This is a genomic window from Bradyrhizobium sp. 31Argb (assembly GCF_043638955.1).
Classification (GTDB): domain Bacteria; phylum Pseudomonadota; class Alphaproteobacteria; order Rhizobiales; family Xanthobacteraceae; genus Bradyrhizobium.
Genome location: NZ_JBEGDB010000120.1, coordinates 1 through 23,224, shown reverse-complemented (window position 1 = coordinate 23,224; position 23,224 = coordinate 1). Strand labels below are relative to the sequence as shown.

Sequence of the window (23,224 nt, the reverse complement as noted above, 5' to 3'; positions counted from 1 at the left end):
CTGGTGGCTACGATGAACCAGAAATCCTCCCTCCGCAAAATCCTTCAATTTGTCTCAAAGGTCTCGACGGCGAACAGCGCTCAGCCAGTTCGGCCGCCAGTCCGGACTTCAGGTCGCATTTCCCTCCGAAGCGTCGCAGGGTGTGCGATCCAACTCCGTTGTCGGTAGCTTCACGCCGCAGCAGGCGCTCGAGCGGCTTCTGCGCGGAACCGGCGTCAGCTACCGCATCACCTCGCAAGGAACGGCCGTCGTTGGCGGGCGACCCTCAGCCGACGCATCAGACGCTGCCGGCCGGCCGGCGGCCGACGGTTCTCTTGTTCTCGATCCCATCAATGTGACCGCCAATCGTTCTACGACGAACGGAGACACGCCCTATGAGACCCCCGGATCGGTTTCGCACGTCTCGCGCGAGCAACTCGATCGGCTGCCGCCGGCGTCGGCCGGCGACGTGTTCATCGATACGCCCGGCGTAATCTCGGCGGGCAATCATGTCGGCACGTCGATCAATCCCAATATCCGGGGCCTGCAAGGCATGGGCCGCGTGGGCACGACGATTGACGGTGCGCGCCAGAACACGAGCTCCTATCGGGGCTATATCGGCAACCGCGACGAGACCTATGTCGATCCCGATCTGATCGGCGGTGTCGACATTTCCAAGGGACCGGGCAGCGGAGTGGGTGGTGGGAGCATCGGTGGCACCGTCAATTTCCGCACCCTCGACGCAGGCGACATCGTCAAGGACGGCCAGACATTTGGTACGCGCATGAGAGGCAGCCTCGCCACCAACGGGGTAGCGGAGCAGGCGCCAAGTTTCTTGTCGAACAACGCTGTCAATACGGCGGCCAATGGCCGGCCATCCTTTTTCAACGGCGACACATATTCGGGCAGTGCGGCCGTCGCTGCGATCAAGGAGAACTACGAATTCATTGTCGCCTATTCCAAGCACGTGCAAGGCAACTACTTCGCCGGAACAAAAGTCCCTGATGGAATCACATTCCGTCCTGCAAACGCGGTTACGACGACCGCAAATGCCAATTCGCTCGTAAAGCCTGGCCAGGAGGTCTTCAACACCTCCGAAAACACGGATTCGTTTCTTGCAAAAGGAAAGGTGAAGTGGGGCGACGGCCAGTCGCTTGAACTCGGCTATCTCTCCTACAACTCCCATTACGGTGAGATTGATGAGCTGAGCTATCAGGCTGCGATAGTGTCGGGAATTTTACCCTACGGACAATTCCCGCTGTCCGAGACCCGTGTCGATACTTACACGGCCAAATATAAGTATGAGCCGTCGGACAGTCCGTATGTGAAAATGCGGGCCAACCTCTGGCTGACCGATCTTGCGGCGCAACGCCATGGCGTGCTTCCTGGTCCCTACGGCGACACTACGCTCGGCGGAGATGTCGGCAACACCTCCGTGTTCACCACGCCGCTCGGTCAGCTCACCTGGGACAACGGCGTTGAATTCACGCGTGAGCGCGCTACGGCCGAGCAGTTTCCGAGTTCGGTGTCGGGGTCGGAGGGCTGGGAAACCTACGGCCCTTCGGGCGTGCGACTGATGACGGGGACATTCAGCAACGCAAGCCTCAGGCCGATCGACTGGCTGACGCTCTCCGCAGGGCTGCGCTATGACCATTACAATTCCAGCGGCGAAGGATACCTCACCAAGTTTCCTGATCGGTCCGGCGGGCGTGTTAGTCCCAATGCCGCTGTCGTTATATCGCCCATGGAGGGAATCCAGTTCTACGGCCAGTACAAGGAAGGCTACCGCCCTCCGAGCCTCCGTGAAACGCACTGGCATTATCAGGGACTGCTCTGGAATAATCCGGATTTGCAGCCCGAGATCGCCAAGGATTACGAAGCCGGCCTGAATATCCTGCGTAACAACGTTCTCCAATCCGGCGACAAGCTTCGCGTCAAGCTCGCCTATTTCGACAATCACTATGATGACTATATCGTCCGCTACCAGACCGGGAGTGGATCGACCGGATCCGACGCGGACCATAAATACGTATGGTACAATATCAACGGCGCCAACTTCCGCGGCTTCGAAATATCCGGCAACTATGACTCGGGCGCGTTTTTCCTCGAGGGCGCCTTCACCAAATACACCAAGGTTGAATATTGCGAGACAGCAGGAAGCTGCGCGCCGCCGACGTCACAGTTCGATTTGGCGAGCCCGACAGGCGCACTGAAAAACGATTACGCTGCGAATTATGTCCCGCCGAATTATGCCGGCAGCGTGACGGCCGGCATCCGGTTGTTCGATCAGAAGCTGACGTTGGGCGGACGGGTCCAGTTCTCATCGGCCCGCTCGGGCAGCGTCTGGCCGCCAACCAGCGGCGATACATTCACTTGGCCCTCATATCAGGTGTATGACCTCTTCGGCATCTACAAGATCGATGACGACTCGACGATCAATTTCAGCATCGAGAATCTAACGGACCAATATTACTTCGGCGCGCTGACCTCGATCGCCGTCCCGTCGCCGGGCCGAACCGCCCGGATCAGCTACACGACGACGCTGAACGAAACGACGCCTCTCGTTCGTCATCTTCCTAACGCGAGACTCGGAAATGCCTCGGACGGCGCTCCGGGGAGCGACTGGACCGGTCTTTATCTCGGCGGCCACCTCGGTTACGGCCTGGCCCGCACCAAGGGAGTCACGACGGCCGGCGATGGAACGCCCGGAGCTATCCCGGCGACGGAGTCGGCTGACCTGAGCTTCCGCGATCTGACGAGAGGCTTGCAGGGCGGGTTCAATTATCAGTTCTCGAACCGCGTGGTGATCGGTATCGAGGGAGATTATTCCTGGACCAAGTTCCGGAAGACGCAGGACGCCATTGCAACGGAAGCCCCCAAGCTCACGACAGGCAGCTTCCTGCAGGCCAAGACCGACTACCAGTTCGACTGGACGGCGTCGCTGCGCGCCCGCGTCGGCTACGCTTTCGATCGCGTGCTTGTTTATGCGATGGGCGGTCGGACGTTCCTGAACGAAAGCGAAGTGCGCAGTCAGTATCGGGCCGTCAGTGGAAGCGTGCCTAGCACTCAACTCAACTTGCGCGAAGAGGTCTCAGTGACACGTAGCGGATGGACGTTCGGCGGGGGATTCGAATATGCGCTGACCAATAACTGGTCTCTTAAAGGAGAGTATTCTTACGATCATTTCGGAAATGAGGACTTCCTCTTCCCAAATGCGACCGCCGGCGTGACGCTGCCGTACGCGGTGCAGACCCAAATCTGCGCAGTTTACTTTCCTCCTTCCCGCGGCGGCGGATGTCGCCTCTATCGCACCCAGACAGTCACAGTTCCTGGCTCATCCCAGACCACAAACGGCCGCAAGGCGGAAAACGATCTTGATCTTCATGCAATCAAGATCGGCGTGAACTATCGCTTCTAATTCAAGGGGGGCGGCACTTTCACCGCGAGATCGACGCGCGTTACGACAAGTCCGAGGCCGATGTCTATTCCGCGCCGGCCGTGACGGCGACTGCATCGCTAGAGCCCAAGTTTCCCCACCTCTCGACGTGGGGTCCGAGGTTCGTCAGCAGGACGAACATTTGAGCAAGAGAAGAGGTAAAGATGACTTCGACCATCAACCTTACATCGGCCAGCAGCGATCTTTTGGGATATCTTACCGGTGCCTGGGAAAACGACTTCAACTACAATGACAACGGTGCTTTCTATCCGACCTCCTCACCCTACTCGGAATGGGCGGCGGGCAATAGCGGGGTTTCGGGCGACTCGGGTGTGATCCTGCATGGCTCGGGATTCACCTACTCGCCTCCCGGCGGATTCAGCGGCACCATCACCGAACTCGACTTTGGCCACGGTCTTACTGGCAGCAGCAGTTCTGGTTTCGGATTGACCACGCCCGAACTTTCGATCGAACTCGGCGGCTCCGGCGGCACGAGCCCGGATACGACGTTCAATCAGGCAATCTATGTGCTCTCCCATGGCGGCAGTGTTTATGGCCAAACCGAGTTCGGTCAGCCCTTTGCCGGGCTGGTCGATTATCTCGGCGAGACGGGCACCACCCAGAACGGCACCTCCGGCGACGACTACCTGTACAGCTTCTATGGAAACGACGCGCTCTCCGGAAACGGCGGAAGCTCGGACTTCGACACGTTCAAGTGGGATCATAGCCTCTACGATTCCAGCCACGGTTTCGGAAACGACACGATCAGTGACTTCGTTCAGGGCAACGATCTCATCGATTTCAAGAACTATGGCTGGTCCGACTACAGCCAGTTCATCAGCGACAGCCATGTGAACGTCGCAGGTAACACCATCACCTACACCGATCCGACCAACGCGAGCCTGCACAGCACGGTCACGGTCGACGGCGTCTCGAGCCTGTCCGCGTCCGACTTCGCCTTCGTCTGATGGCACCACGAGCGCCACGAACAATGAAGCGGACACCGCCGCAGCCGTTGGCTGCGGCGGCTGTTTCCCGTTTCAAACAAGGCGCCGTCGCGCTGGCGCTGGTCAGCGGGGTCATCAACATCCTCGGCCTGACCGCACCGCTTTTCATGCTCCAGGTTTACGACCGCGTGCTGGCAAGCCGCAGCATTCCGACCCTGCTGGGGTTCTCCGTGCTGGCGATGATCGCCTATGGTTTTCAATTGCTTCTCGAAATCATTCGGTCGCGCGTGCTGCTGCGCGCCGGTGAATTTTTCGATCATGAGCTTTCCCGCCGTGTCCATGAGGCAGTTGTGCGGCTTGCTTTGCAGACACGCGCACCGGGGGATGGTCTCCAGGCCCTGCGCGACCTCGACAACATTCGCAGCTTTCTGTCCGGCCAGGGGCCGGCCGCCTTTTTCGATCTGCCATGGGCGCCGCTCTATCTGGCCATCTGCTTCGGCCTCCACGTATGGATCGGCCTCACCGCGCTGGCGGGGGCCGCCATTCTGACGGCCCTGACCATCCTCACCCACAAGTTGTCGTCGGCTCCGGTCCGGGAGACGATCAAATACGGCATGGAACGCAACGCGATCCTGGACGGGTCGCGCCGCAATGCGGAGGTAATCCGTGCATTAGGGCTCGGTGAACGAAGTGCAGACCGATGGATCGCGGTCAACAGGAAGTATCTGGCCGCGAACAGAAGGGCGGGAGACGTTGGCAACGCGCTCGGCGGCACCGCGCGGGTTTCGGATCATGTTGCAATCGGCGGTCCTTGGCGTCGGTGGGTATCTCGTCACTCAACAAAGTGCCACGGGCGGCGTCATGGTCGCCAGTTCCGTCATCTTGGGGCGCGCCCTCGCGCCTGTCGATCTCGCGGTCGCCACGTGGCGGTCCCTTTTGATCGCTCGGCAAAGTTGGGCGCGCCTGCGGGATCTCTTGTCGTTCGTCGCACCTCAAGCAAACATGACCCCGCTGCCGAAGCCGAAGGCGAATCTCACCGCTGAGAGGGTCGGCATCGTGGCGCCGGGCCATAGAAAACCAACGGTCGTCGAGGTCAATTTCGGTATTCACGCCGGCAGCGCGCTCGGTATCATCGGTCCCAGCGGCAGTGGCAAATCGACCCTGACCCGCGTTCTCGTCGGGGTCTGGCATCCCGCCCATGGCACGGTGCGCCTTGACGGCGCCTCGCTCGAGCAATGGGACAACGAAAGTCTTGGCCGCCACATCGGCTACCTGCCGCAGGATGTCGAGCTGTTCGACGGGACAATCGCCGAGAACATCGCGCGTCTCGATCCCTGTGCGGATCCCGACCATGTCGTGAAGGCGGCGAAGGCGGCTGGCGTCCATGACCTCATTCTTCGTTTCGACAACGGATATGACACGCCAATCGGCGAGGGGGGATCGGCCCTTTCTGCGGGACAGCGTCAACGCATTGGTCTCGCACGGGCGCTTTATGGCGATCCGTTCCTCGTGGTTCTCGATGAGCCAAATTCCAATCTCGACACCGAAGGCGAGGGCACTGTCATTCAGGCGATTGCCGCCGTGCGTGCGCGCAAAGGAATAGCAATCGTCGTCGCACACCGGCCGAGTGTGCTCGGCATTGTCGATCTTGTTCTGATGATGGAAAACGGTCGCGCAAGAGCTTTCGGCCCGCGCGATGAGATCCTGCCGCGGATGATGAGGCCGACTTCTGTCCAGCCTGGGTTGAAAAGCTCACCCGCTGATCAGAGGGGGACACATTCGCTCGGACCGCTTCGAGTCGTAGCGGCGCCCGACGACACGTCTCCGGTCCCAACAGAGGAAGGCGATGTCTAACGCCGATGCTGACGCCGTGGTCCGCTCCATCCGGCACCACCTCATTTTCGGTGTTTTCGCTGTGCTTGCATTCACCGCGTGCATCGGCGGATGGTCGGCGGCGACAGAATTGGCTGGCGCCGTGGTCGCCGACGGCACCTTCGTCGTCGAGTCCTATGTGAAAATGGTCCAACATCCGACCGGTGGTGTGGTCGGCGAATTGTTGGTTCGCGAGGGTCAGCTGGTCAAAGCAGGCGATGTGCTGATCCGCCTCGACGCCACCCAGGTTCGTGCAAACCTGGCCATCGTCAGCAAGCGCCTCAACGAACTGGCCGCCCGCGAGGCTCGGCTTGAGGCCGAGCGCGACGACAAGGACACGATCACGTTTCCGCCCCTTCTCACGGAGCATGCGAACGACCGCGAAGTGGCGCGCGATGCAGAGCGAACAGAATCTGTTTCGGTCACGGCACGACACGCGGATTAGCAAGAAGGCCCAGCTTGGGGAGCGTATCAAGGAGTACGAGCACCAAATTTCCGGTCTGAAAGACCAGCAGGAAGCATTTGAGCATGGAATACGAGTTCGCGAGCGGGAGTTGGTGGATCTGCGCGACCTGCTGGCAAAAGGCGTCACGTCCGTCCAGCGGCTTAATGAACTGGAACGTGACAAGGCGACACTCGACGCTTATCGCGGCCAGGTCGTCGCGGGGCAGGCGCAGGCGGCGGGCAGTATCGCCGAAGCAAGATTGCAGAGTTTGCAGGTCGATCAAGACTTGAAGACCGAGGTCACCGGCGACCTGCGCGATACGCAGGCGCAGATTGGTGAATTTTCCGAACGCAGGATTGCCGCTGAGGATCAGTTGCGGCGCATCGACATGATCTCGCCCCAGGATGGCTGGGTGCACAACCTGTCGGTTCACACTGTCGGCGGGGTCATCGCTCCACGTGAAACAGTGATGGAGATCGTTCCCGACGAAGACCGCCTGACGCTGGAGGCGCATATCTCGCCAAAGGACATCCACGACGTCCATCTCGGGCAGGATGCAATCCTGCGCCTGACCGCCTTCAACCTGCGCACGACGCCGGAGCTCGACGGGACAGTGAGCCGTGTCGCGGCGGACCTCACGCAGGACCAGCGCACGGGTACGTCCTTCTATGTCATCAGGATCGCCGTTCCGCCGGAACAGTTCGCTCGTATTGGCGAACGGAAGCTCGTTCCGGGAATGCCCGCCGAGGCCTTCATCCAGACCGGCGAACGCACCGCGCTTTCCTATCTTGTGAAACCGCTTTCGGATCAGATCAACCGTGCCTTCAGGGAAGAATAGCAAGGATGGCCACGATCGAAATCGAAAAGCCTCCTGCAACGCGCCGCGCCAAACGCCTAAAAGCCGCAACGAAGCGCTGGGGTGAGTCATGACGACAACACTTTCTGAACTGGTGTTCAGCGCCTTGTTCTTGATGTTCGTGAACACTTGCACGGTCTTCGCATTTCTATCCGAAGGACAATGTCGTCGGACCATGCGGGCCATCGTTGCGCTGTTCGACAGACGCATCCTCCGGAGCTTTCGTCCTGACGAGAATGGGCGGATTGCCAGCCAACGGGGACGGATCGTTTCAGTGCGGAGCCGACCGGTGGCGCGCATCGCCTCGTGAGCGGGTCGATGGCGCACAACCAAAGCGCGATCGCGGCGAGGATGCGAATGGGCCAACGACCCGCGTTACGGGCATCGATTGATGGACGATTGGAAGGACGTGGCACGATACTATTGCCGAGGCGAGAATGGACGATCACGCCGTTGCTGCTGCTCGTCGTGTTGACCATGGCAATGTCCTGCGGGATGGCCCAACAGCCGGCCGCGCCGCCCGACACCAGCATTGCTGCGCCGTCGGCAGAGTCGATGAAGACGGTCAAGCCGTCTCCCGCCGAGACCACGCCAAGCGACCGTTCCGTGGCATCACGTGGCCCGGATTCGGAGCGCCGGGCCGGCCTGCCGCATGATTTGTCGCCCTGGGGCATGTTCATGGCGGCCGACTGGGTGGTGAAGGCGGTGATGATCGGCCTTGCCTTCGCCTCGCTCGCGACCTGGACTGTGGCTCTCGCCAAGACTGTCGAGGTTGTCTGTGCCCGCGCTAGAGCGACGCGGACAACTCAGGTCATTGCGTCATCGGAGAGCCTTGCAGACGCTGATCGCGTTCTTGCAAACCGGGGTGGGCCCACCGTGTTCATGGTGCGGTCCGCCGGCGAGGAACTGCGTCGGTCGTCCCGGATCCTCCTTCACGCCGGGGACGCCGGCGTGAAGGAGCGCGTCGCGTCGCGTCTCGCCCGCATCGAGGCCCAGGCTGGCCGCCGGCTGACCCGCGGCACCGGGCTGGTCGCCACCATTGGTGCAACCGCGCCCTTCGTCGGCCTGTTCGGCACGGTATGGGGGATCATGAACGCCTTCATCGGCATCTCGCAGACGCAGACCACCAATCTCGCGGTGGTGGCGCCCGGCATCGCCGAGGCGCTGCTCACGACCGCCGTCGGTCTCGTCGCCGCTGTTCCGGCGGTGGTCATCTATAATGTGTTCGCGCGCGCGGTCACCGGCTATCGGCAGGGTCTCGCCGATGCGGCCGCCGAGGTCGAACGGCTCGTCAGCCTCGATCTGGACTTGCGCAAGATGCCCGGCCCCCGCCAGCCTTCGACCTCCGCCGTGGCCGCGGAGTAGGCGTTATGGCCGGCGGCATCCGCGATCGCTTCAAGGACGATCTCGAGGACAACCATGAGATCAACGTCACGCCGTTCATCGACGTGATGCTGGTGCTCTTGATCATCTTCATGGTCGCGGCGCCGCTCGCGACCGTCGATGTTCATGTCGATCTGCCGGCCTCGACCGCGCCGCCGGCGCCGCCTCCCGACAAGCCGGTTTACCTGACGTTGAAGCAGGACCTCACGCTCAATCTCGGCAACGACCCGGTGCCACGGGAGAGACTGCAAGCGGCGATCGAATCGTTCACTGGAGGCAACAAGGATGCGCGCGTCTTCCTGCGCGCTGGCAGGACCGTCGACTATCAACATCTCATGGAGGTGATGAACCTGCTGCGCGAGGCGAGCTATCTGAAGGTCGCGCTGGTCGGCCTCGAAGCGGCGTCAGCAAGCAAGAGCGAACCCGATGAGGCCCGCCCATCACCTGCGGTGGCTGCGCCATGAACGACTTCAATGGCTCGATCACGCGCCGGGCCAAGGTGAGCGAAGCCCTGCTGTGGCTGGCTGCGGGCCTCGTTACGGTCGGCGTCCATGCCGGAGCCGTGGCCTGGCTGCTGCGCGGGAAGGTGGTCGTGGCTGCAGACAATTCACCGCCGGCCGCGATCATGATCGAGCTCGCGGCCGCGCCGGAAGCAATCCAGGCTGCGCGGAACGAGATCACGCCGGACCAGAAATTGGCAGAAGAAAGCGTGCGGCGGAAGGAGCAGAGAGGCGAAGAACGGCCGCCTGAGCAGACGGCCGAACCGGCCACCAGGCCGGTCCAGCCGGCCGAACACCAGGAGATCAAGGAGAAGACCGTCGTGCTGGATAAAGCGGAGGTCCAGCTTCCGACGGAGCAGCCGAAGCCGAAGCCGAAGCAGGAAACCAAGAAGCAAAAACCGAAGGAGAACAAGCCGCCTCTTCGCAAGCAGCAAGCCGCTGCCGAATCGAAGGTCGCCTGGCAGGCGCACGTGGAGGCTCGGCAATCGGACCGCATTGCCGCCGCGCAGACCGCCTCGGGACTGTCGTCAATGTCGCCCGCCAATTGGCAGTCGCTGCTGATGGCTCATCTTGAGCGCCGCAAGCGCTATCCGTCGGACGCAAGAGAGCGCGGCGCGCGCGGGATCGCCTATGTGCGCTTCACGATCGACGGCGCCGGCAAGGTGCTGTCGGCAAGCCTGGTGCGATCGTCCGGATTCGCAGAACTCGATCAGGAGGTGGTGGCGCTGGTGCACCGGGCCTCGCCCGTTCCGGCGCCACCGCCGGGCGTCAGCCGGACGATCACCGTGCCGGTGAACTTCAACGTCAATTAGCGCGCTTCAAGGCGCCAGAGGATCGACAAAGCTACTGTCCTGATTTTCGCTCGAACCCCGCCCTGGCGAAAGGAGGGCGTGAAAGCAAGGAACACCGTTCTGGACGGTGGATTCAAACATGAGCCGGCCCGAACACCTGTTTCAAGAGTTTATCGACGCCCTGCAAACGGCGAGGGATGATCGCGAATTCGAACGGTTGGCAGCACGGTCGGCGCACGGCCTCGGCTTTCGATGGTTTGCGTATTTGAGCATGACCGAGAACGCGCCGAAGTTGATCTCCTCTTATCCGAGATCCTGGACCGACCGTTACTTCCGTCTGAACTATCAGCGCCTTGATCCGGTCATTCACCGCGCCCGCCATAAACACAGCCTGTTCGGCTGGACCACGCAGGGACCAATCCGCCTGCGCAGCAACGAGCAGCGACGGTTCTTCGTCGAGGCCGCGACCTTCGGCATCAAGTCCGGCATCACCATCCCGATCAGAAGCGGTTTCGGGCGAACCGCCGCATTCACCTTGGCAACCGACGATCCTAACTTGCAGCTCGACCGGTTGCTCGCTAGCTCAGGCGACATCCTGCAACTGATCGGCCTCTACTTCCACACCCATGTTTCCAAGCCGCCAGTCGCAACAGACGACGCCGGCAGCGGTGAGGCCATTCTCAGCCAGCGGGAGCGGCAGTGTCTGTCATGGGCCGCGCGCGGCAAGACGTTGGCCGAGACCGCAGTCCTGGTTGGCGTTACGCCTCGCACCATCGCGTTTCACGTGGAGAACGCCCGGCGCAAGCTCGGCGCGGTATCGATTGCGCATTGTGTCGCACTGGCGCTCCGTCGCGGCCTTCTGTCCTAGCGCCGCGGGCGCCGACCTTTCCGGATACGGCTCAGCTCAAAAAAAGCGTATTCACTTCGTCTGGAAACGCTTCTGCTTGCTTGCTAACGGTTGCTCAAGCTTCCTGACCTTGGCAGGTGACCTGTCAAATAGCACAGGCGCTCGACGGCGCGCGTTCTGCTCTGCTGCGCTCTCGCTTAAAGGGAGCTCGCCATGCGCGTCATTGTTCTCGATCATCGTCAGGCCGGACAGCATCTCCATTTGCTTGCCGAGATGTTTCGGCTGCGCCGCCGCGTCTTCAAGGATCGTCTTGGCTGGACCGTCTCCGTGTCGGGAGATTTTGAAATCGACATATATGACACCCTGGATCCGACGTATCTTCTGGCTATCTCGGAGCAGGGGACGGTCTTGGGCTGTGTGCGGCTGCTGCCCACCACCGGTCCGAACATGCTGTCGGATACCTTTGCGGTCTTGCTCGGTTGCAAGGACGCACCACGAAGCGAGCACGTCCTGGAGAGCTCGAGATTCTGCGTCGACACCGAGCGTGCGCCTCAGATCGGCCATGCGGGTGTCAATCGAGCGACCTTCGCCCTGTTCGCTGCGATGTTGGAGACCATGCGAGCAAGGGGCGCTCGGTCAATCGTAACCGTCACTGACACCAGGATGGAGCGCATCCTCAGGCGCGCCGGGTGGCCGCTTGAAAGATTGGCTCCGCCGCAGGTACTTGGTCAAACCACCGCGCTGGCCGGACTGCTGCACGATTCCGATCGGGTGCTTGAGGCGATGTACCATCACGCCGGTCTTGACGGTGCCGTTGTTGTGCTTCCCGGTGCAGGGGCGACGGCCGGCCTGGTCAGTCTCGAGTTCACGGCTCAAACAGGATGAACCGATGTTGGCCGATCCTCACCATAGCTGCATTGTTCTGTTGAACCCGACGCGTGGCAGAACGGATGCGCTTGCCGCGCTGCGCAGCGGAAGTCTGTTCCTGCTTCCGGTCTGTCACGAGTTCTTTGCCGTGCCTCAGTTCGCGGTCGGCGCGTATGAACGGGACGCGCTTCCGGATCAGATCACCGCTTCACTTGAGCATGTTGATCTGGACGCTCTGACTTTGTGGCGAGATCATCGATTTGCAGAGCGTCTTGCCCGCGCCGATGTCAGTGTCATTTTCCTGGGCGGAGGATTTCTGGAGGAAGAGGTCCTCATTGCGGCGCTGGAGGGGGCACGACAGGGTTACGATATCCGGCTGCTCGCAGACCTGGCGGTGGCGCGCCTGGAAGCCGACCGTGCGCTGGTTCTCGATCGGCTCGCCCACCATGGAATCGTCGCGACCACAATCCGGCAGGCCTTGTTGGAATGGGCGGTGTCGCTGGACGATCCGGCCGTGAGCCGAAAAATTCAAGGCTTGCTTTCGTAGCAGGCGCCTCCCGCAAGCTCCCGCTTGCGGGCCGGGCTCTCGTGAACCGAGCCCGTCTTGCGGTCTCGGCCTTCGGCTTCAATCCCTGGCGCAGCCGCCGCACTGCGATCCTCATTGGCCGCACGCGCCTTTGTGAAAAAAGGGTGTCAAAAGCACAATCTTGAGAAGTGGAAACCGGTCGCGACAAACGCAAAGCGTTTGCATCGGAAGGTCACCTCAAACAAACAGATCGGATCGATCCGATTCCGTCCAATCGGATGGTCAAGCGCGTCGTGGATGCGCCGGCCACGGCGAACAAGCAGACCTGATGGAGCCGGCCGCCGGCGGCCGGCACATTTTGATCTGGCCCGCGGCGGCGGGGTGGGCGGCGCTCCCGTATAGCCCCGAACCGGCAGGCCGCAACCACGCCCCGCCAAAGCCGCTCATGACGATCATTTGCGTTGGCCGCGGTCCTCCGCATCCGCTCCGGCCGTTCCGGTGCTGCCTGCCTCTGCTGTTCGGGGCTGTCCGGTCGCTCTTCGCCGCCCACCCCGCCTTCCGGGGGCCGGGCGTGGAAGAGGAGCGAGCGGAGATCGTCATGTCCAAAACGTCAGCGCAACGCCGTGCCACAACGACGAAACAAAGCCTCTATCAAGAAATCACCTCTCGGATCATCGCCGAGCTTGAGGCGGGCGTCTTCCCATGGGCGCGGCCGTGGGGCACCGGTGGCGGCAGCCAGGCGTTCGCGCTGCCGCGAAACGCCGCGACAGGCACGACGTACTCCGGCATCAATATCCTGATCCTGTGGGGCAGGCTGTTCGAAGCCGGCTTTACCTGCCAGCGCTGGCTCACCTTTCGCCAGGCAACAACGCTCGGCGGAAGCGTCCGCAAAGGCCAGCACGGCGTCACCGTTTGCTACGCCGACCGCTTTGTCCCGAAGCGGAACCGGCGAGCGGCCGAGCAGGCAAGATCCGAGAGCACGGAAGCGGACGAGGAACAGGCCGCCGTTCCGTTCCTGCGCCGCTATACGGTTTTCAACGTCGACCAATGCGACGGCCTGCCCGACCACTGCTTTGCGCACACACCCGCGCTGCCGGATCGCGAGATCGTGCCGCAGGCCGAGGCGCTGGCGGCGGCAACCCGCGCCACGATCCACATCGGCGGCGCCAAAGCCTTCTACGATCGCGCAAATGACAGCGTCCAGATTCCACCGCAGCCCGCCTTCTTCGAGCAGATCAACTATTACCGGACGCTGTTTCATGAGCTCGGCCATTGGACCGGCCATGCCAGCCGCCTCAACCGTGATCTGTCCGGCGCGTTCGGGTCAAGGCTCTATGCCAATGAAGAGCTGGTCGCAGAACTGACGGCTGCCTTCGTCTGGGCTGCGCTGTCGATCAAGCCGACCGTGCGGCATGCCGACTATCTCGGCGCCTGGCTAAACGTCCTTCGCGAGGACAGCCGCGCCGTCTTCCGCGCCGCGAGCAAAGCCTCCAAAGCCGCCGACTTCCTGCTGGCGTTCGGCGCGGGCGGCTCCGCCGCGCAAGCAGCCCAAGGTGATGACGCGTCGTGATGGGTCTATCGGCGAGACCGGCGCAAGCCCAAAGGCAAATCACGCAAGCCGGCGAGCTGATGCCCGCCGGGAATTCCCCGCCTCTGGCTGCGGCTTGCGGCTGGCGCCGCCGGCGCGACCACAGGCCATCTCGCCGATCACAAAGCCTCTCGACCTCGGACCTCGTCGACACGGCCGCACGCAACCAACTGGGCCCACCCGCACCACAAAGGGAGAGCGAACCTCGACTGCGCAACATTGCCCTCAGCGAGCTCATCAGAGCGCCGGTCAACGTCCGAACCAGAGCACGGCGGCCACCAGGAAGATGCCCATGACGATCATCAGCACGTCGACCTCGTTCGGTGGCGTGATGAAAGAGGCAGATGATGCGGCGCCGCCCGATGCGGGTGCAAATCTATCGAGCCCGCCAACACGCTGAACACGATCATCCGCGATCATCTGCATGGCGAGGAACGCCCTTGTGCCGAAAGCTCCGCGCCGCGATGCATGCGTTTCCGATCAGCCATTTGATCCCGGACACGACACGGAAAAGTGCCGGCGCATGCAAAGCCATTAATGCTTTGTTTACTTGAGCTTGTGCTGCCCGATTCGGGCGCGGCGGCCTGATCCGGAGCCGAATTTTTCCGTTGCCGAGTCGCGGACGAGTCAACCTGGCAGGCTGCAAATTTAGTGGATCGCGATCGGCGCGACTCGCTCTATAGCTCGCAAAAAGCAAGCGCGTGCACCGCATTATGGAGCCTGAGATGGCGAGCCCGTTCAGGGTGTTTCCGGACCCGCAAGCAACAACGCTCAGGCGCATCTGCCTCGCTCAGGCCATCGTCGGCCTGTCGGCGCTGGCGTCGACCGCCGTGCTGCTGACGACGTCCATCATGCACGGGCTGCGCTAGAGCGTTTTCAAGCGAGGTGGACACCGGTTCGCATGGCAATCACGTTTACGCAGATTGCGTAGACTTATCTGCGCAGAAAACGCGTCAAAACAGGAATCGAGAGCTTCGGTTCTGATTCAATCAGAACCGAAAATGCTCCAGAGCTCACGGAAGCACCGTTTCCATCCGCGTCGGGCCTGGATCACCAACGCAGGCAAATTCAACAGCCGGAGCGCACGGCGCTCCACTGGCACAGGATGGCTAGAGGATGATCCGGAAAGTGGAAACCGGTTTTCCGAAAAGGTCATGCTCAAACAAGGAGATGAGATCATGATCCGCTTCCGTCCAATCGGATCATGATCTAGTCCAACCCGGTCTTGCCCTGCGCCCAATAGGCCTTGGTCTTCACCCGCGATGATGCGAGGCCGGCTGCTTTCAGGGCCCGGCTTACGCGCTGGATCGACGATGCCTTGCCGGTAAGAACGAAATGCGCGCCGCGTGCGGCAAGGCGCAACATCTCGGCTTCCGCCGCTGCGAGATGGGCGTCGTCGGCGAGGCGCTCGATCAACGTCGCTTGGCCGAGGCCGATCGCCTCCAGCACCGGCCGCGACTCCGCGACGTCCGAGACCTCGAGCACATGGATTGCACCGGCGGCCTGCGGGCACTCGCGGAGCGCCGCCGCCAGGCCGAACGAGGTTTCATCGCCGAACAGGACCACCGGCGATTCAAGGCCCGATAGATCGAGCGAGCGGCGCGGACCGAAGAACTGGCAGGTGTCGCCTGCGCTCAAGTCCCTTGCCCATCGGCTGCCGGGACCGTCGCTATGCGCGAAGGTGAGCATGCGTATCCTGCCGTTGCCGGCGTCCCACGACATCGGTGTGTAGGTCCGCGCGCTGAGGCCCGAGCCGATCGCCACCTGGACCTTTTGGCCAGCCGTCCAGGCGACGTTCCTGAGCGCTTCGCCTTCCAGCTCGGCCAGCCGAAACTGCGGCGAGAGCGTCTCGACTGCGGCAACGCGCGCAGGACGCATCAGCCATCGCAGCAGCGTCCGCGTGAGTCGGCCCGGGGGCGCGAGCGGCGGCGTAGAAATTTGCCTGCGAACGGGTTGCATCAAAAATTCGCTCCATTCACCGACATGTCGAGGTCGCAGCCCCGAGCGGATCACTTCGTCTTCACCGTGAATTCATTGCCGCGCCCGGGATCGACAGGCAGCGGCAGCGAGAGATAACCGTTCTGCGGATCGCGCACGTAGTCGATATAGCCTGAGGCTTCCGAGAACGCGTTCTCGCCGATGATGATCGCGCCGGGCTTCAGATGCGGCTCCAGCAGCTTGAGAATGGGAAGATAGAGGATGAAGGCGCCGTCGAGCATCACCATGTCGATGTCGCCGCCGACGCCGGGCTTGAGGGTTTCGCGCGCATCGCCGACCCGAAACTCGACCAGGTCGTCCAGCCCGGCGGCAGCGAGGTTCGCCCACGCGCGCTCCGCCTTGCTGGGTTCGAGATCGGTCCCGATCAGACGGCCGCCGCCCATGTCGCGCAGCGCTGCCGCCATGTAGATGGCGGAAACCCCCATCGACGAGCCGAACTCGACAATGCGCCTAGCCTTGCAGCTGCGGGCGCACATGTAGAGAAACCGCCCGAATTCCGGGGAGACGCTGAGGAAATTGCCGGCGAAACCGTGATACAGTCCCGCCAGATCCCTTGGTCTCAGCCTCGATGACCTGGCTGATCACCTGCTCGGCATTGGTCATCTCGCTCGCGTAGGTTTGCATCAACGGTGCATCGGCCGCTTCCGCTTCCCCATGCAGGCGTTTAAGAACCTCCGCGACCGGGCCGCTGCTGAGTGAATCCATGTATCGGGCTCCTTCGGTCATGATCCGATTGGATGGAATCCGATCACGATCTCATCTCTTTGTTTTGCACACGATCTTCCCACGCAAACGCCTTGCTTTGGTCGCGAGGGACAACCGGTTTCCACGTTTCCGGATCATGCTCTAGAATGCGCCCCCCGGCGCGCCAGGGGTGTCAGTGCTCAGAGGCAGGATAGGAGATCGCCCGCCTGACCGCATTCCGCAAACGGGACAATATATTGCGATTTCCGGTCAGTGCGCGCATGGGGCTTCGCGCGATACGACGGAGATCACGCGGCGATGCGGCGTTCCGACAGATAGCGGGCGGGCGGCTTGCCCAGGGCCTTGCGGAACATGGTGACGAAGGCGCTCGCGCCCTCATAGCCGAGATCGAGCGCCACGGTCTGGACCGACGCCCCTTGGTCTAAACGCTGCAGGGCAATGAGGATATGGAGCTGCTGGCGCCAGCGGCCGAAGCTCATGCCGGTCTCGCGTTTCAGGGCGCGGGTCAGGGTCCGCGGGGCAACGGCCATGCGCCGGCCCCACTCGTCTAACGTTGCGCGGTCGGAGGGATCGGCCATCATCGCGGCGGCGATCTTGCGCAGCTTGGCGTCGACCGGCATCGGGAAGTTCAGCTTCTCGACGGGCGCTACAGACAGTTGGTCGAGCAGCACCGTGGCGATCCGGCCGTCGGCGCCGTCGACATCGTACAGGACCGGCATCTCGGTGACGTGCATCAGCAAACGCTCCAGCAATGGCGAGATCGACAGCGTGCAGCATTGCCTGGGCAGCGGCGAGGCCGCATCCGGTTCGACGAACAGAAGATATACCTCGACATTTCCGGCGAGGGTCACGCTGTGGGGAAGATTGCCGGGAATCCATACCGCACAGCGCGGCGGCACGATCCAGACGCTTTGGTCGGCTTCGCACCTGACGACGCCCCGCAAGGTCAGGACAAGCTGGGCCTTCCGATGCGCGTGAATGGCCATCTCCATGCCCTTGGTGACCATGTCGACGCCGACGGCGACGACGGCGCGTGGCACCTCCTCGGGAGAGAAACCGGCGGCATCGGCGGAGCCGAGATCGTTTGCCTCGGGACGATAGAACGGCATGGCAGTTGAAGATCGATCCGAATGCGACTGACCAGATCAGACAATATCAGTCCGCGATTGCGACTATCAACAGGGGAGGCTCGCTTTGGAGCATGATCCGGAAAAGTGGAAACCGGTTTTCCCTGCGAGAAACGCAAAGCGTTTGCGTGGGAAGATCATGCTTAAACAGAGAGATGAGATCATGGTCCGATTCCATCTCATCGGATCATGTCTAGCCGGCGGCTCTCCACCGCCGACACATTCACGGCAAATATTGAATGTCGGTCGGTCCCCGCCGTCGGCGCGACCCGTTTGACCAGGCGATCAAGATGGTGGTCACAGCGGATTCCACCGGACGCCGACGCGTAGCGCGAACAGGCCGTCGGGCCCGTCGGCGAACGAACTACTTCTTTTTCTTCTTGGCTTTTTTCGCGGTGGTCTTCTTCGCCTTTTTCGCTTTCTTGGCCATGGGGCCTTCCATCAATCGTTCAAAGAAAATCATCAAGGCGCGGGCCCCGTGAATCGGCCTGCATGAAGAAAGCATAGCATCGAATTTGCCGGCTTGATATCGGGAGGCCCTCATCGCGCCGCGTGAATGGCGTGGAGTCGTCCCGCATGAAAAGATCATGCGTCAGGGCGACAGAATGGCCCCGCCAAGCAGTCGTCACCGCGGTGATGGCGTCAGTCCGCGGGATTTTAGATCAGGACGAAACATTGTCGTCACCCGATGCAGCGCCCCACGAAATCGGCAGGGCGCGTGCGGAGGCCGACACGGGCGCTTTGGGCGACAGGCTCACATTGTCCCTGCCGCCGTTCTCACGGCTGCGAACAGGCCTTGCGCTGACGTCACGCAGCCTTCTCCGCAAAACCGGAAGGGCTTTTCGCTGTCGTCCGGTTCGGGATGAGGTCGATGTCGGCGCGGATGGAAACGGTCCTGTGCTGGTCTTGCTCGCCGCATGTCGCGCTGCGACGGCCCGATCGGGCAGGGCCTTGTCCTTATCCGTTGACTGCGGGTCCGATCTCCCTGCGCGTGGCAAACAGACCTATGGCAAGCGCCCCGCCTCTTCAAAACCCTCGCCGTCGGCTTTTTTCCCCGCCGGAACAGTTCCGGCTCCTCGCGGCCGCTTCGCTCTCAAAAAAGCTGCCGGCTCGGGTGCTCCGCATTCGCTCTGCCCCGCGTGGATGCGGGTTCGAAGGCGTTGCGCCCGCCATCACGGTCTCGCCATCGCGAGGGGATCGGCTCCTCGCGAACAACAGATGAGGACAAGACCATGACCGCCATCGGATACGTCACCAAGAACGACAACGGCAGCTACAAGGGCCAGCTCCGGACCGTCTCCATCCGCGCCGACATCGACATCATCCCGAACCGGGACAAGACCGCCGATACCCATCCCGACTTCCGCGTCGTGACCCAGGGCGTCGAGATCGGCGCGGGCTGGATCCGCCGGGGCGAGAACAGCGGCAGGGACTATGTGAGCCTGTCGCTCGCCGCGCCCGAGTTCGGTCCGCGCAAGCTCTACGCCAATCTCGGCCGCGCCGCCGGCCAGGATGACGACAGCGTGTTCGCCCTGATCTGGAACCCGGCGGACTGACGCCAAACGGCCCCCGCGACAACTGCTCGCGGGGGCCGTCCTCTCGCCCCATTTGATCGAAACGATCGGCTCGAGAAGACGTCAGCGTCCCGGGGGCGGTTCTGAACGACGCCAGCAATCAAGCGCGCCAAGGCGCCCGCGCCGCGTCTCTTGACGCGACAGGCTTCGACGCCAGCGACTGGGCCTGGGAGTTCTTGCGCCGCAATCCCGACTACATCGGCGAATGGCGCAGCGCCGTTCCGCGACATCTGCCCTGCATTACCTTGAAGGACGGCACGCAGGTCTTGCGGCTACCGCGACGCTTTCCCCGCGCCGAAAAATGGGGTCTCTCCGCCTTTGCCGACCCGGGGCTGGATGCACCCAAGGTGCCGGTGTTCTGGCACGCCCATGCGCTGAAACGGATCGTCCGCCTCGATGCACGGAAGCCGAGGTCAGATGCAGACGCCGCCCGGTTCTCACTGGCCGGCTTCGAGGTTGAACGCAGGGCCGTCATTAACGTGGACGGCATTCCACTCGTGCTGATCAAGGGAAACGGTGCCTATGTCGCCGTCGAAATCCACGGCCTCTCCGTCCTGACCGCCTCCTTTGCGCCGGTCTTCGAACTGCACGACCTTGCTGACCTTGCGGCGCAGACCGAGCTCTTGAAGCGATTGCAGCGCTTCACTGAAGCTGACGTGAGAACGGTTCCAAGGCAGGCGGGAAGCGGCGATGAACGCCTCCATCACGCGCTGATCGCGCTCGATGAAAGCCTCAACGGCAAGACCTACCGGCAGATCGCGATCACGATCTTCGGAGAGAAAAAAGTTGCCGAGGAATGGCTCGGTCCCAGTCAGTTTCTCAAGGATCGCACGCGCCGGCTTGTCGCCAAGGGAACCGAGATGATGAAGGGCGGCTATCGCGATCTGCTGTATTAGAACGTTTCAAGCGAAGTCGGTACCGGCTCGCGTGAAGAACACGCATCAAAACAGGAATCGAGGGCTTCGGTTCTGATTCAATCAGAACTGAAGCTACTTTAGAACTTGGCTGGCCGTTGTCGGATGCCGGTCTTGCGCACGCCGATCGTCGCCCGCTTGACGAGCTTGGCTCGCGCGGGATGGCGAAACGGGCGCCTCTCATCTTCACCACTCCCAAAACCGCTCACAATCAGACGACGCTTCCTCTCCTACCTCAACCCCAGGGAGGTATGGAATAGGGAGCGTCGAAATGACCAAGAATGAAGAAAAGGTGCCGGACAAGCCGTTCCTCAATACCGTCGAGGCCGCCGCCTGGCTGAGGCTCACCAAGAACACGCTGGAGAAGATGCGGGTGCAGGGGCGAGGGCCCGCCTACCGCAAGCACGGACGCTATGTCCGCTACCACATCGAAGATCTCGTTGAATGGTCGCAGGCCAACAAGCGGAGGTCGACCTCCAATGCCGATTGATCGCACCCAACTAGCGCGCCAGGTCGGCGTTCTCTCGACCATGTGCGCCGGCATCATTGCCATGCTGGTGTCGTCCGCACCCGCGGTACCGCTTCTGATCTACAACGCCTCGGGCAGCGCGCCCTTGGGCTTCTATTATCTGGAGCCACGATTGCCGAAGCGCGGTGAGCTCGCAGTATTCAAGCCGCCGCCGGCGATCGAATTGTTCATCATCGCGCACAAAATCTTGCCTGTGCCGGTGCCGCTGCTGAAACAGATCGCCGCTATCGGCGGTGACGAAGTCTGCCGCGCCAAGGACCCGATTGGCACCATTGCCATCAACGGAAAGGTCATCGCCGAGGTGCTCGACAAGGACCGCGACGGGCGGCCGCTGCCGGCCTGGGAGGGGTGCTTGAGGCTCGTCGAGGGCGAGTTCTTTCTGCTGCAGCCACACCCGCATTCGTTCGACTCGCGATATTTCGGGCCGGTGTTGAGGTGCGATATTGTCGGCGTGGCGCGGCCGATCTGGACCTGGAATCCACCAGGCTAAAGCCGGGTGACTTTTCTTCGCATCGTCATCCCTCTTTGTTTGAGCATGATCTTCCCACGCAAACGCTTTGCTTTTGTCGCGAGGGAAAACCGGTTTCCACGTTTTTGGATCATGCTCTAACAGTCACCGCGGAGCGCGGCATCATGTGCCGCAGGAGCCGGGTGCCCCGGGCGGGCAGCCGGCGGGATCTCGCGGGATCGGCCAAGTAAGCGGCCAAAATAGCCATCAGGTAGGATTTTCTTCAGTTGTTTAAATTACTTATATGAGCTATGGATCGGCCAAAATTGACTTCCAAGCTTCTCGCTAAAATCGGCCACAGGATCGGCCAAAGCGGCCGCCATCAAGAAGAAAATTATTCATTTTTAATGCCTTAGCATAACATAAAATCGGCCGACATGAACCTACGTCTCGAAACCGTCGAACGCATCGAGCCCGCTAGGCTGGAGGAGATTTCCGAAGCCATCTCGGACGTGGTGGCGGAGCTTTCGGCGGCAACCGCCAAGCTCGGTTACGCGCTCCATCCGCAGACCGCGGCCCATCTGGCGGATCTCGTGCGGATCATGAACACCTACTACAGCAACCTGATCGAAGGTCATAACACCCGGCCACGGGATATCGAACGCGCGATCGGCGGTCATTTCGACAACGACGAAGGGCGGCGCAATCTGCAGATCGAGGCGGCCGCCCACGTCCATGTGCAGTCCGAAATCGATTCCATGGCGCTCGACAATCGCCTGCCTGAACCGGCCTCGATCGATTTCATTCTCTGGCTCCATCGCGAATTCTATCGCGACGCTTCCCCCGAAATGCTTCGGATCTGCGGCAATGGCACCGAGTTCACGATGGAGCCCGGCACCTGGCGGTCGCGAAACGAGCACGACGTTGCGGTCGGCCGGCATCAGCCACCTTCCAGCGAGCGTGTCGCGGCCTTTATGGAATATTTCGCGGAGCGTTATCGCTTCGAACGCCTGGGCAAGGCGGCGCGGATCATCGCCATTCCAGCGGCGCATCATCGCTTCAACTACATTCATCCGTTCGCGGACGGCAATGGTCGTGTCAGCCGCCTGATGAGCCACGCCATGGCGCATCAGGCCGGCATCGGAGCCCGTGGGCTGTGGTCGGTCTCGCGCGGACTGGCACGTGGTCTTACCGGCCCAGGCGATTACAGGCGGATGATGGACCACGCCGACACGCCCCGGCAGGGCGATCTCGATGGCCGTGGCAACCTCTCGCAACGCGCTTTGAGCGAATTCATTCTCTGGTTCCTGCGCGTGTGCCTCGATCAGGTGACGTTCATGTCAGGCTTGTTCGAGATCGACACGTTGGCTCAGCGATTGCGGAGTTTCGTCGACCGCAGCGAGAAGCTCAAGCCTGAAGCCGCCCGTCTTCTGGAGGAAGCGCTCATACGCGGACAGTTCGAGCGCGGCGAAGTCCCGCGCATCACCAGCCTGCCCGAACGGACGGCACGGCGCGTCTTCAACGATGTCGTCGCGACCGGTCTTCTTGCGTCCGAAACGCCCAAGGGGCCGGTGTCGCTGCGCTTTCCGATTGCTGCGCTCGACGTGCTGTTTCCACGCCTGTTTCCGGAGATCTAGAGGACACGGACGGCTTCGCGAGGCCGACGCGGCGATTTCCGGGAACGGATTTTACGCTCAAGCTTGCACGCTCTCAACTTGGACGAAGGTGCCGTCGCCTGTTGCGGAACGCCGTATCGCCGCGCAGCGATGCTCTACAAATCGATCCGTTATCCAGCGTGAAGCAATCAGTGGGCAGCTAGTGGTCTATCACAGTGATTTTGACTCTTTGGGGGTGGCTGGATAGGCGCGGCCGAGTTTGGCGCGAGCTTTGTC

General features: G+C 61.9%; 22 protein-coding genes and 2 pseudogenes. 19 read left to right on the top strand and 5 right to left on the bottom strand.

Features of this window, described 5'->3' with window-relative positions:
• Positions 1-49 precede the first annotated feature (49 nt).
• From AAFX91_RS22510 to AAFX91_RS22455, 12 genes and pseudogenes are all read left to right on the top strand, one after another.
• Positions 50-3,397: a TonB-dependent receptor domain-containing protein gene (locus tag AAFX91_RS22510; RefSeq protein WP_394567931.1), complete on the top strand. Its 3,348-nt coding sequence runs from the start codon at positions 50-52 to the stop codon at positions 3,395-3,397.
• A gap of 182 nt (positions 3,398-3,579) precedes the next feature.
• On the top strand, positions 3,580-4,383 hold the full coding sequence (locus AAFX91_RS22505; RefSeq protein ID WP_394567930.1) for a hemolysin: 804 nt from the start codon (positions 3,580-3,582) through the stop codon (positions 4,381-4,383).
• 23 nt (positions 4,384-4,406) lie between these two features.
• Positions 4,407-6,216: pseudogene (locus tag AAFX91_RS22500) on the top strand (type I secretion system permease/ATPase).
• Positions 6,209-7,517: pseudogene (locus AAFX91_RS22495) on the top strand (HlyD family type I secretion periplasmic adaptor subunit). Before AAFX91_RS22500 ends, AAFX91_RS22495 begins: the two co-directional pseudogenes overlap by 8 nt.
• 88 nt (positions 7,518-7,605) lie before the next feature.
• Entirely contained in the window at positions 7,606-7,845 is a 240-nt protein-coding gene (locus AAFX91_RS22490; protein WP_394567929.1) for a hypothetical protein, read from the top strand.
• Between the two features lie 167 nt (positions 7,846-8,012).
• Positions 8,013-8,900 carry a tonB-system energizer ExbB gene (gene exbB / locus AAFX91_RS22485; protein WP_080664057.1) on the top strand — a complete coding sequence of 296 codons (888 nt, stop codon included), beginning with the start codon at positions 8,013-8,015 and terminating at the stop codon, positions 8,898-8,900.
• A gap of 5 nt (positions 8,901-8,905) precedes the next feature.
• A complete protein-coding gene (exbD, locus tag AAFX91_RS22480; protein WP_028168183.1) occupies positions 8,906-9,382 on the top strand; it encodes a TonB system transport protein ExbD in 477 nt (158 codons plus the stop codon).
• Complete coding sequence (locus AAFX91_RS22475; protein ID WP_130229738.1) at positions 9,379-10,230, top strand: energy transducer TonB; 852 nt, start codon at positions 9,379-9,381, stop codon at positions 10,228-10,230. The genes exbD and AAFX91_RS22475 overlap by 4 nt, the downstream gene beginning before the upstream one ends.
• A gap of 118 nt (positions 10,231-10,348) precedes the next feature.
• Entirely contained in the window at positions 10,349-11,077 is a 729-nt protein-coding gene (locus AAFX91_RS22470; RefSeq protein ID WP_394567928.1) for an autoinducer binding domain-containing protein, read from the top strand.
• A gap of 192 nt (positions 11,078-11,269) precedes the next feature.
• A complete protein-coding gene (locus AAFX91_RS22465) occupies positions 11,270-11,941 on the top strand; it encodes an acyl-homoserine-lactone synthase (protein ID WP_196237407.1) in 672 nt (223 codons plus the stop codon).
• 4 nt (positions 11,942-11,945) lie between these two features.
• A complete protein-coding gene (locus tag AAFX91_RS22460; RefSeq protein ID WP_130229736.1) occupies positions 11,946-12,470 on the top strand; it encodes a hypothetical protein in 525 nt (174 codons plus the stop codon).
• Positions 12,471-13,047: 577 nt separating this feature from the next.
• Positions 13,048-14,019: an ArdC family protein gene (locus AAFX91_RS22455; protein WP_394567926.1), complete on the top strand. Its 972-nt coding sequence runs from the start codon at positions 13,048-13,050 to the stop codon at positions 14,017-14,019.
• Positions 14,020-14,286: 267 nt separating this feature from the next.
• On the opposite strand, the gene AAFX91_RS22450 is transcribed toward AAFX91_RS22455, so the two are convergent.
• A complete protein-coding gene (locus AAFX91_RS22450) occupies positions 14,287-14,463 on the bottom strand; it encodes a hypothetical protein (RefSeq protein ID WP_165421586.1) in 177 nt (58 codons plus the stop codon).
• A gap of 299 nt (positions 14,464-14,762) precedes the next feature.
• Between AAFX91_RS22450 and AAFX91_RS22445 the strand changes: the two genes are divergently transcribed.
• A complete protein-coding gene (locus AAFX91_RS22445) occupies positions 14,763-14,906 on the top strand; it encodes a hypothetical protein (RefSeq protein ID WP_165421587.1) in 144 nt (47 codons plus the stop codon).
• Positions 14,907-15,246: 340 nt separating this feature from the next.
• Here AAFX91_RS22445 and AAFX91_RS22440 read toward each other — a convergent pair whose 3' ends face one another.
• The 4 genes from AAFX91_RS22440 to AAFX91_RS22425 form a co-directional block, all read right to left on the bottom strand.
• Positions 15,247-15,915, bottom strand: coding sequence for a siderophore-interacting protein (locus AAFX91_RS22440; protein ID WP_394567925.1), 669 nt, complete (start codon positions 15,913-15,915; stop codon positions 15,247-15,249).
• Positions 15,916-16,046: 131 nt separating this feature from the next.
• Positions 16,047-16,511 carry an O-methyltransferase gene (locus AAFX91_RS22435; RefSeq protein ID WP_394567923.1) on the bottom strand — a complete coding sequence of 155 codons (465 nt, stop codon included), beginning with the start codon at positions 16,509-16,511 and terminating at the stop codon, positions 16,047-16,049.
• Complete coding sequence (locus AAFX91_RS22430; protein WP_394567922.1) at positions 16,486-16,740, bottom strand: hypothetical protein; 255 nt, start codon at positions 16,738-16,740, stop codon at positions 16,486-16,488. The genes AAFX91_RS22435 and AAFX91_RS22430 overlap by 26 nt, the downstream gene beginning before the upstream one ends.
• 287 nt (positions 16,741-17,027) lie before the next feature.
• Positions 17,028-17,849 (bottom strand): helix-turn-helix domain-containing protein, encoded by an 822-nt coding sequence (locus tag AAFX91_RS22425; RefSeq protein ID WP_130230479.1) that lies wholly within the window; start codon positions 17,847-17,849, stop codon positions 17,028-17,030.
• Positions 17,850-18,106: 257 nt separating this feature from the next.
• Here AAFX91_RS22425 and AAFX91_RS22420 point away from each other — a divergent pair, with 257 nt between their 5' ends.
• From AAFX91_RS22420 to AAFX91_RS22395, 6 genes are all read left to right on the top strand, one after another.
• Positions 18,107-18,349 (top strand): hypothetical protein, encoded by a 243-nt coding sequence (locus AAFX91_RS22420; protein WP_165421205.1) that lies wholly within the window; start codon positions 18,107-18,109, stop codon positions 18,347-18,349.
• Between the two features lie 750 nt (positions 18,350-19,099).
• Positions 19,100-19,423 (top strand): DUF736 domain-containing protein, encoded by a 324-nt coding sequence (locus tag AAFX91_RS22415; RefSeq protein WP_028168174.1) that lies wholly within the window; start codon positions 19,100-19,102, stop codon positions 19,421-19,423.
• Positions 19,424-19,524: 101 nt separating this feature from the next.
• The gene (locus AAFX91_RS22410; protein WP_394567932.1) at positions 19,525-20,337 is read left to right on the top strand and encodes a DNA -binding domain-containing protein; all 813 of its coding nucleotides are present in this window, start codon (positions 19,525-19,527) and stop codon (positions 20,335-20,337) included.
• 289 nt (positions 20,338-20,626) lie between these two features.
• A complete protein-coding gene (locus AAFX91_RS22405; RefSeq protein WP_028168173.1) occupies positions 20,627-20,845 on the top strand; it encodes a helix-turn-helix domain-containing protein in 219 nt (72 codons plus the stop codon).
• Positions 20,835-21,374: a S26 family signal peptidase gene (locus tag AAFX91_RS22400; RefSeq protein WP_165421520.1), complete on the top strand. Its 540-nt coding sequence runs from the start codon at positions 20,835-20,837 to the stop codon at positions 21,372-21,374. The genes AAFX91_RS22405 and AAFX91_RS22400 overlap by 11 nt, the downstream gene beginning before the upstream one ends.
• A 395-nt stretch (positions 21,375-21,769) precedes the next feature.
• Entirely contained in the window at positions 21,770-22,969 is a 1,200-nt protein-coding gene (locus AAFX91_RS22395) for a Fic family protein (RefSeq protein ID WP_130230487.1), read from the top strand.
• Positions 22,970-23,224: the final 255 nt, after the last annotated feature.

What these genes read in the sequence shown, in the direction of transcription:
- AAFX91_RS22505 (WP_394567930.1), top strand. Translation starts at nt 3,580, where the DNA reads ATGACTTCGACCATCAACCTTACATCGGCCAGCAGCGATCTTTTGGGA.
- AAFX91_RS22490 (WP_394567929.1), top strand. Translation starts at nt 7,606, where the DNA reads ATGACGACAACACTTTCTGAACTGGTGTTCAGCGCCTTGTTCTTGATG.
- exbB (WP_080664057.1), top strand. Translation starts at nt 8,013, where the DNA reads ATGGCAATGTCCTGCGGGATGGCCCAACAGCCGGCCGCGCCGCCCGAC.
- exbD (WP_028168183.1), top strand. Translation starts at nt 8,906, where the DNA reads ATGGCCGGCGGCATCCGCGATCGCTTCAAGGACGATCTCGAGGACAAC.
- AAFX91_RS22475 (WP_130229738.1), top strand. Translation starts at nt 9,379, where the DNA reads ATGAACGACTTCAATGGCTCGATCACGCGCCGGGCCAAGGTGAGCGAA.
- AAFX91_RS22470 (WP_394567928.1), top strand. Translation starts at nt 10,349, where the DNA reads ATGAGCCGGCCCGAACACCTGTTTCAAGAGTTTATCGACGCCCTGCAA.
- AAFX91_RS22465 (WP_196237407.1), top strand. Translation starts at nt 11,270, where the DNA reads ATGCGCGTCATTGTTCTCGATCATCGTCAGGCCGGACAGCATCTCCAT.
- AAFX91_RS22460 (WP_130229736.1), top strand. Translation starts at nt 11,946, where the DNA reads ATGTTGGCCGATCCTCACCATAGCTGCATTGTTCTGTTGAACCCGACG.
- AAFX91_RS22455 (WP_394567926.1), top strand. Translation starts at nt 13,048, where the DNA reads ATGTCCAAAACGTCAGCGCAACGCCGTGCCACAACGACGAAACAAAGC.
- AAFX91_RS22450 (WP_165421586.1), bottom strand. Translation starts at nt 14,463, where the DNA reads ATGCAGATGATCGCGGATGATCGTGTTCAGCGTGTTGGCGGGCTCGAT.
- AAFX91_RS22445 (WP_165421587.1), top strand. Translation starts at nt 14,763, where the DNA reads ATGGCGAGCCCGTTCAGGGTGTTTCCGGACCCGCAAGCAACAACGCTC.
- AAFX91_RS22440 (WP_394567925.1), bottom strand. Translation starts at nt 15,915, where the DNA reads ATGCGTCCTGCGCGCGTTGCCGCAGTCGAGACGCTCTCGCCGCAGTTT.
- AAFX91_RS22435 (WP_394567923.1), bottom strand. Translation starts at nt 16,511, where the DNA reads ATGTGCGCCCGCAGCTGCAAGGCTAGGCGCATTGTCGAGTTCGGCTCG.
- AAFX91_RS22430 (WP_394567922.1), bottom strand. Translation starts at nt 16,740, where the DNA reads ATGGATTCACTCAGCAGCGGCCCGGTCGCGGAGGTTCTTAAACGCCTG.
- AAFX91_RS22425 (WP_130230479.1), bottom strand. Translation starts at nt 17,849, where the DNA reads ATGCCGTTCTATCGTCCCGAGGCAAACGATCTCGGCTCCGCCGATGCC.
- AAFX91_RS22420 (WP_165421205.1), top strand. Translation starts at nt 18,107, where the DNA reads ATGTCGGTCGGTCCCCGCCGTCGGCGCGACCCGTTTGACCAGGCGATC.
- AAFX91_RS22415 (WP_028168174.1), top strand. Translation starts at nt 19,100, where the DNA reads ATGACCGCCATCGGATACGTCACCAAGAACGACAACGGCAGCTACAAG.
- AAFX91_RS22405 (WP_028168173.1), top strand. Translation starts at nt 20,627, where the DNA reads ATGACCAAGAATGAAGAAAAGGTGCCGGACAAGCCGTTCCTCAATACC.
- AAFX91_RS22400 (WP_165421520.1), top strand. Translation starts at nt 20,835, where the DNA reads ATGCCGATTGATCGCACCCAACTAGCGCGCCAGGTCGGCGTTCTCTCG.
- AAFX91_RS22395 (WP_130230487.1), top strand. Translation starts at nt 21,770, where the DNA reads ATGAACCTACGTCTCGAAACCGTCGAACGCATCGAGCCCGCTAGGCTG.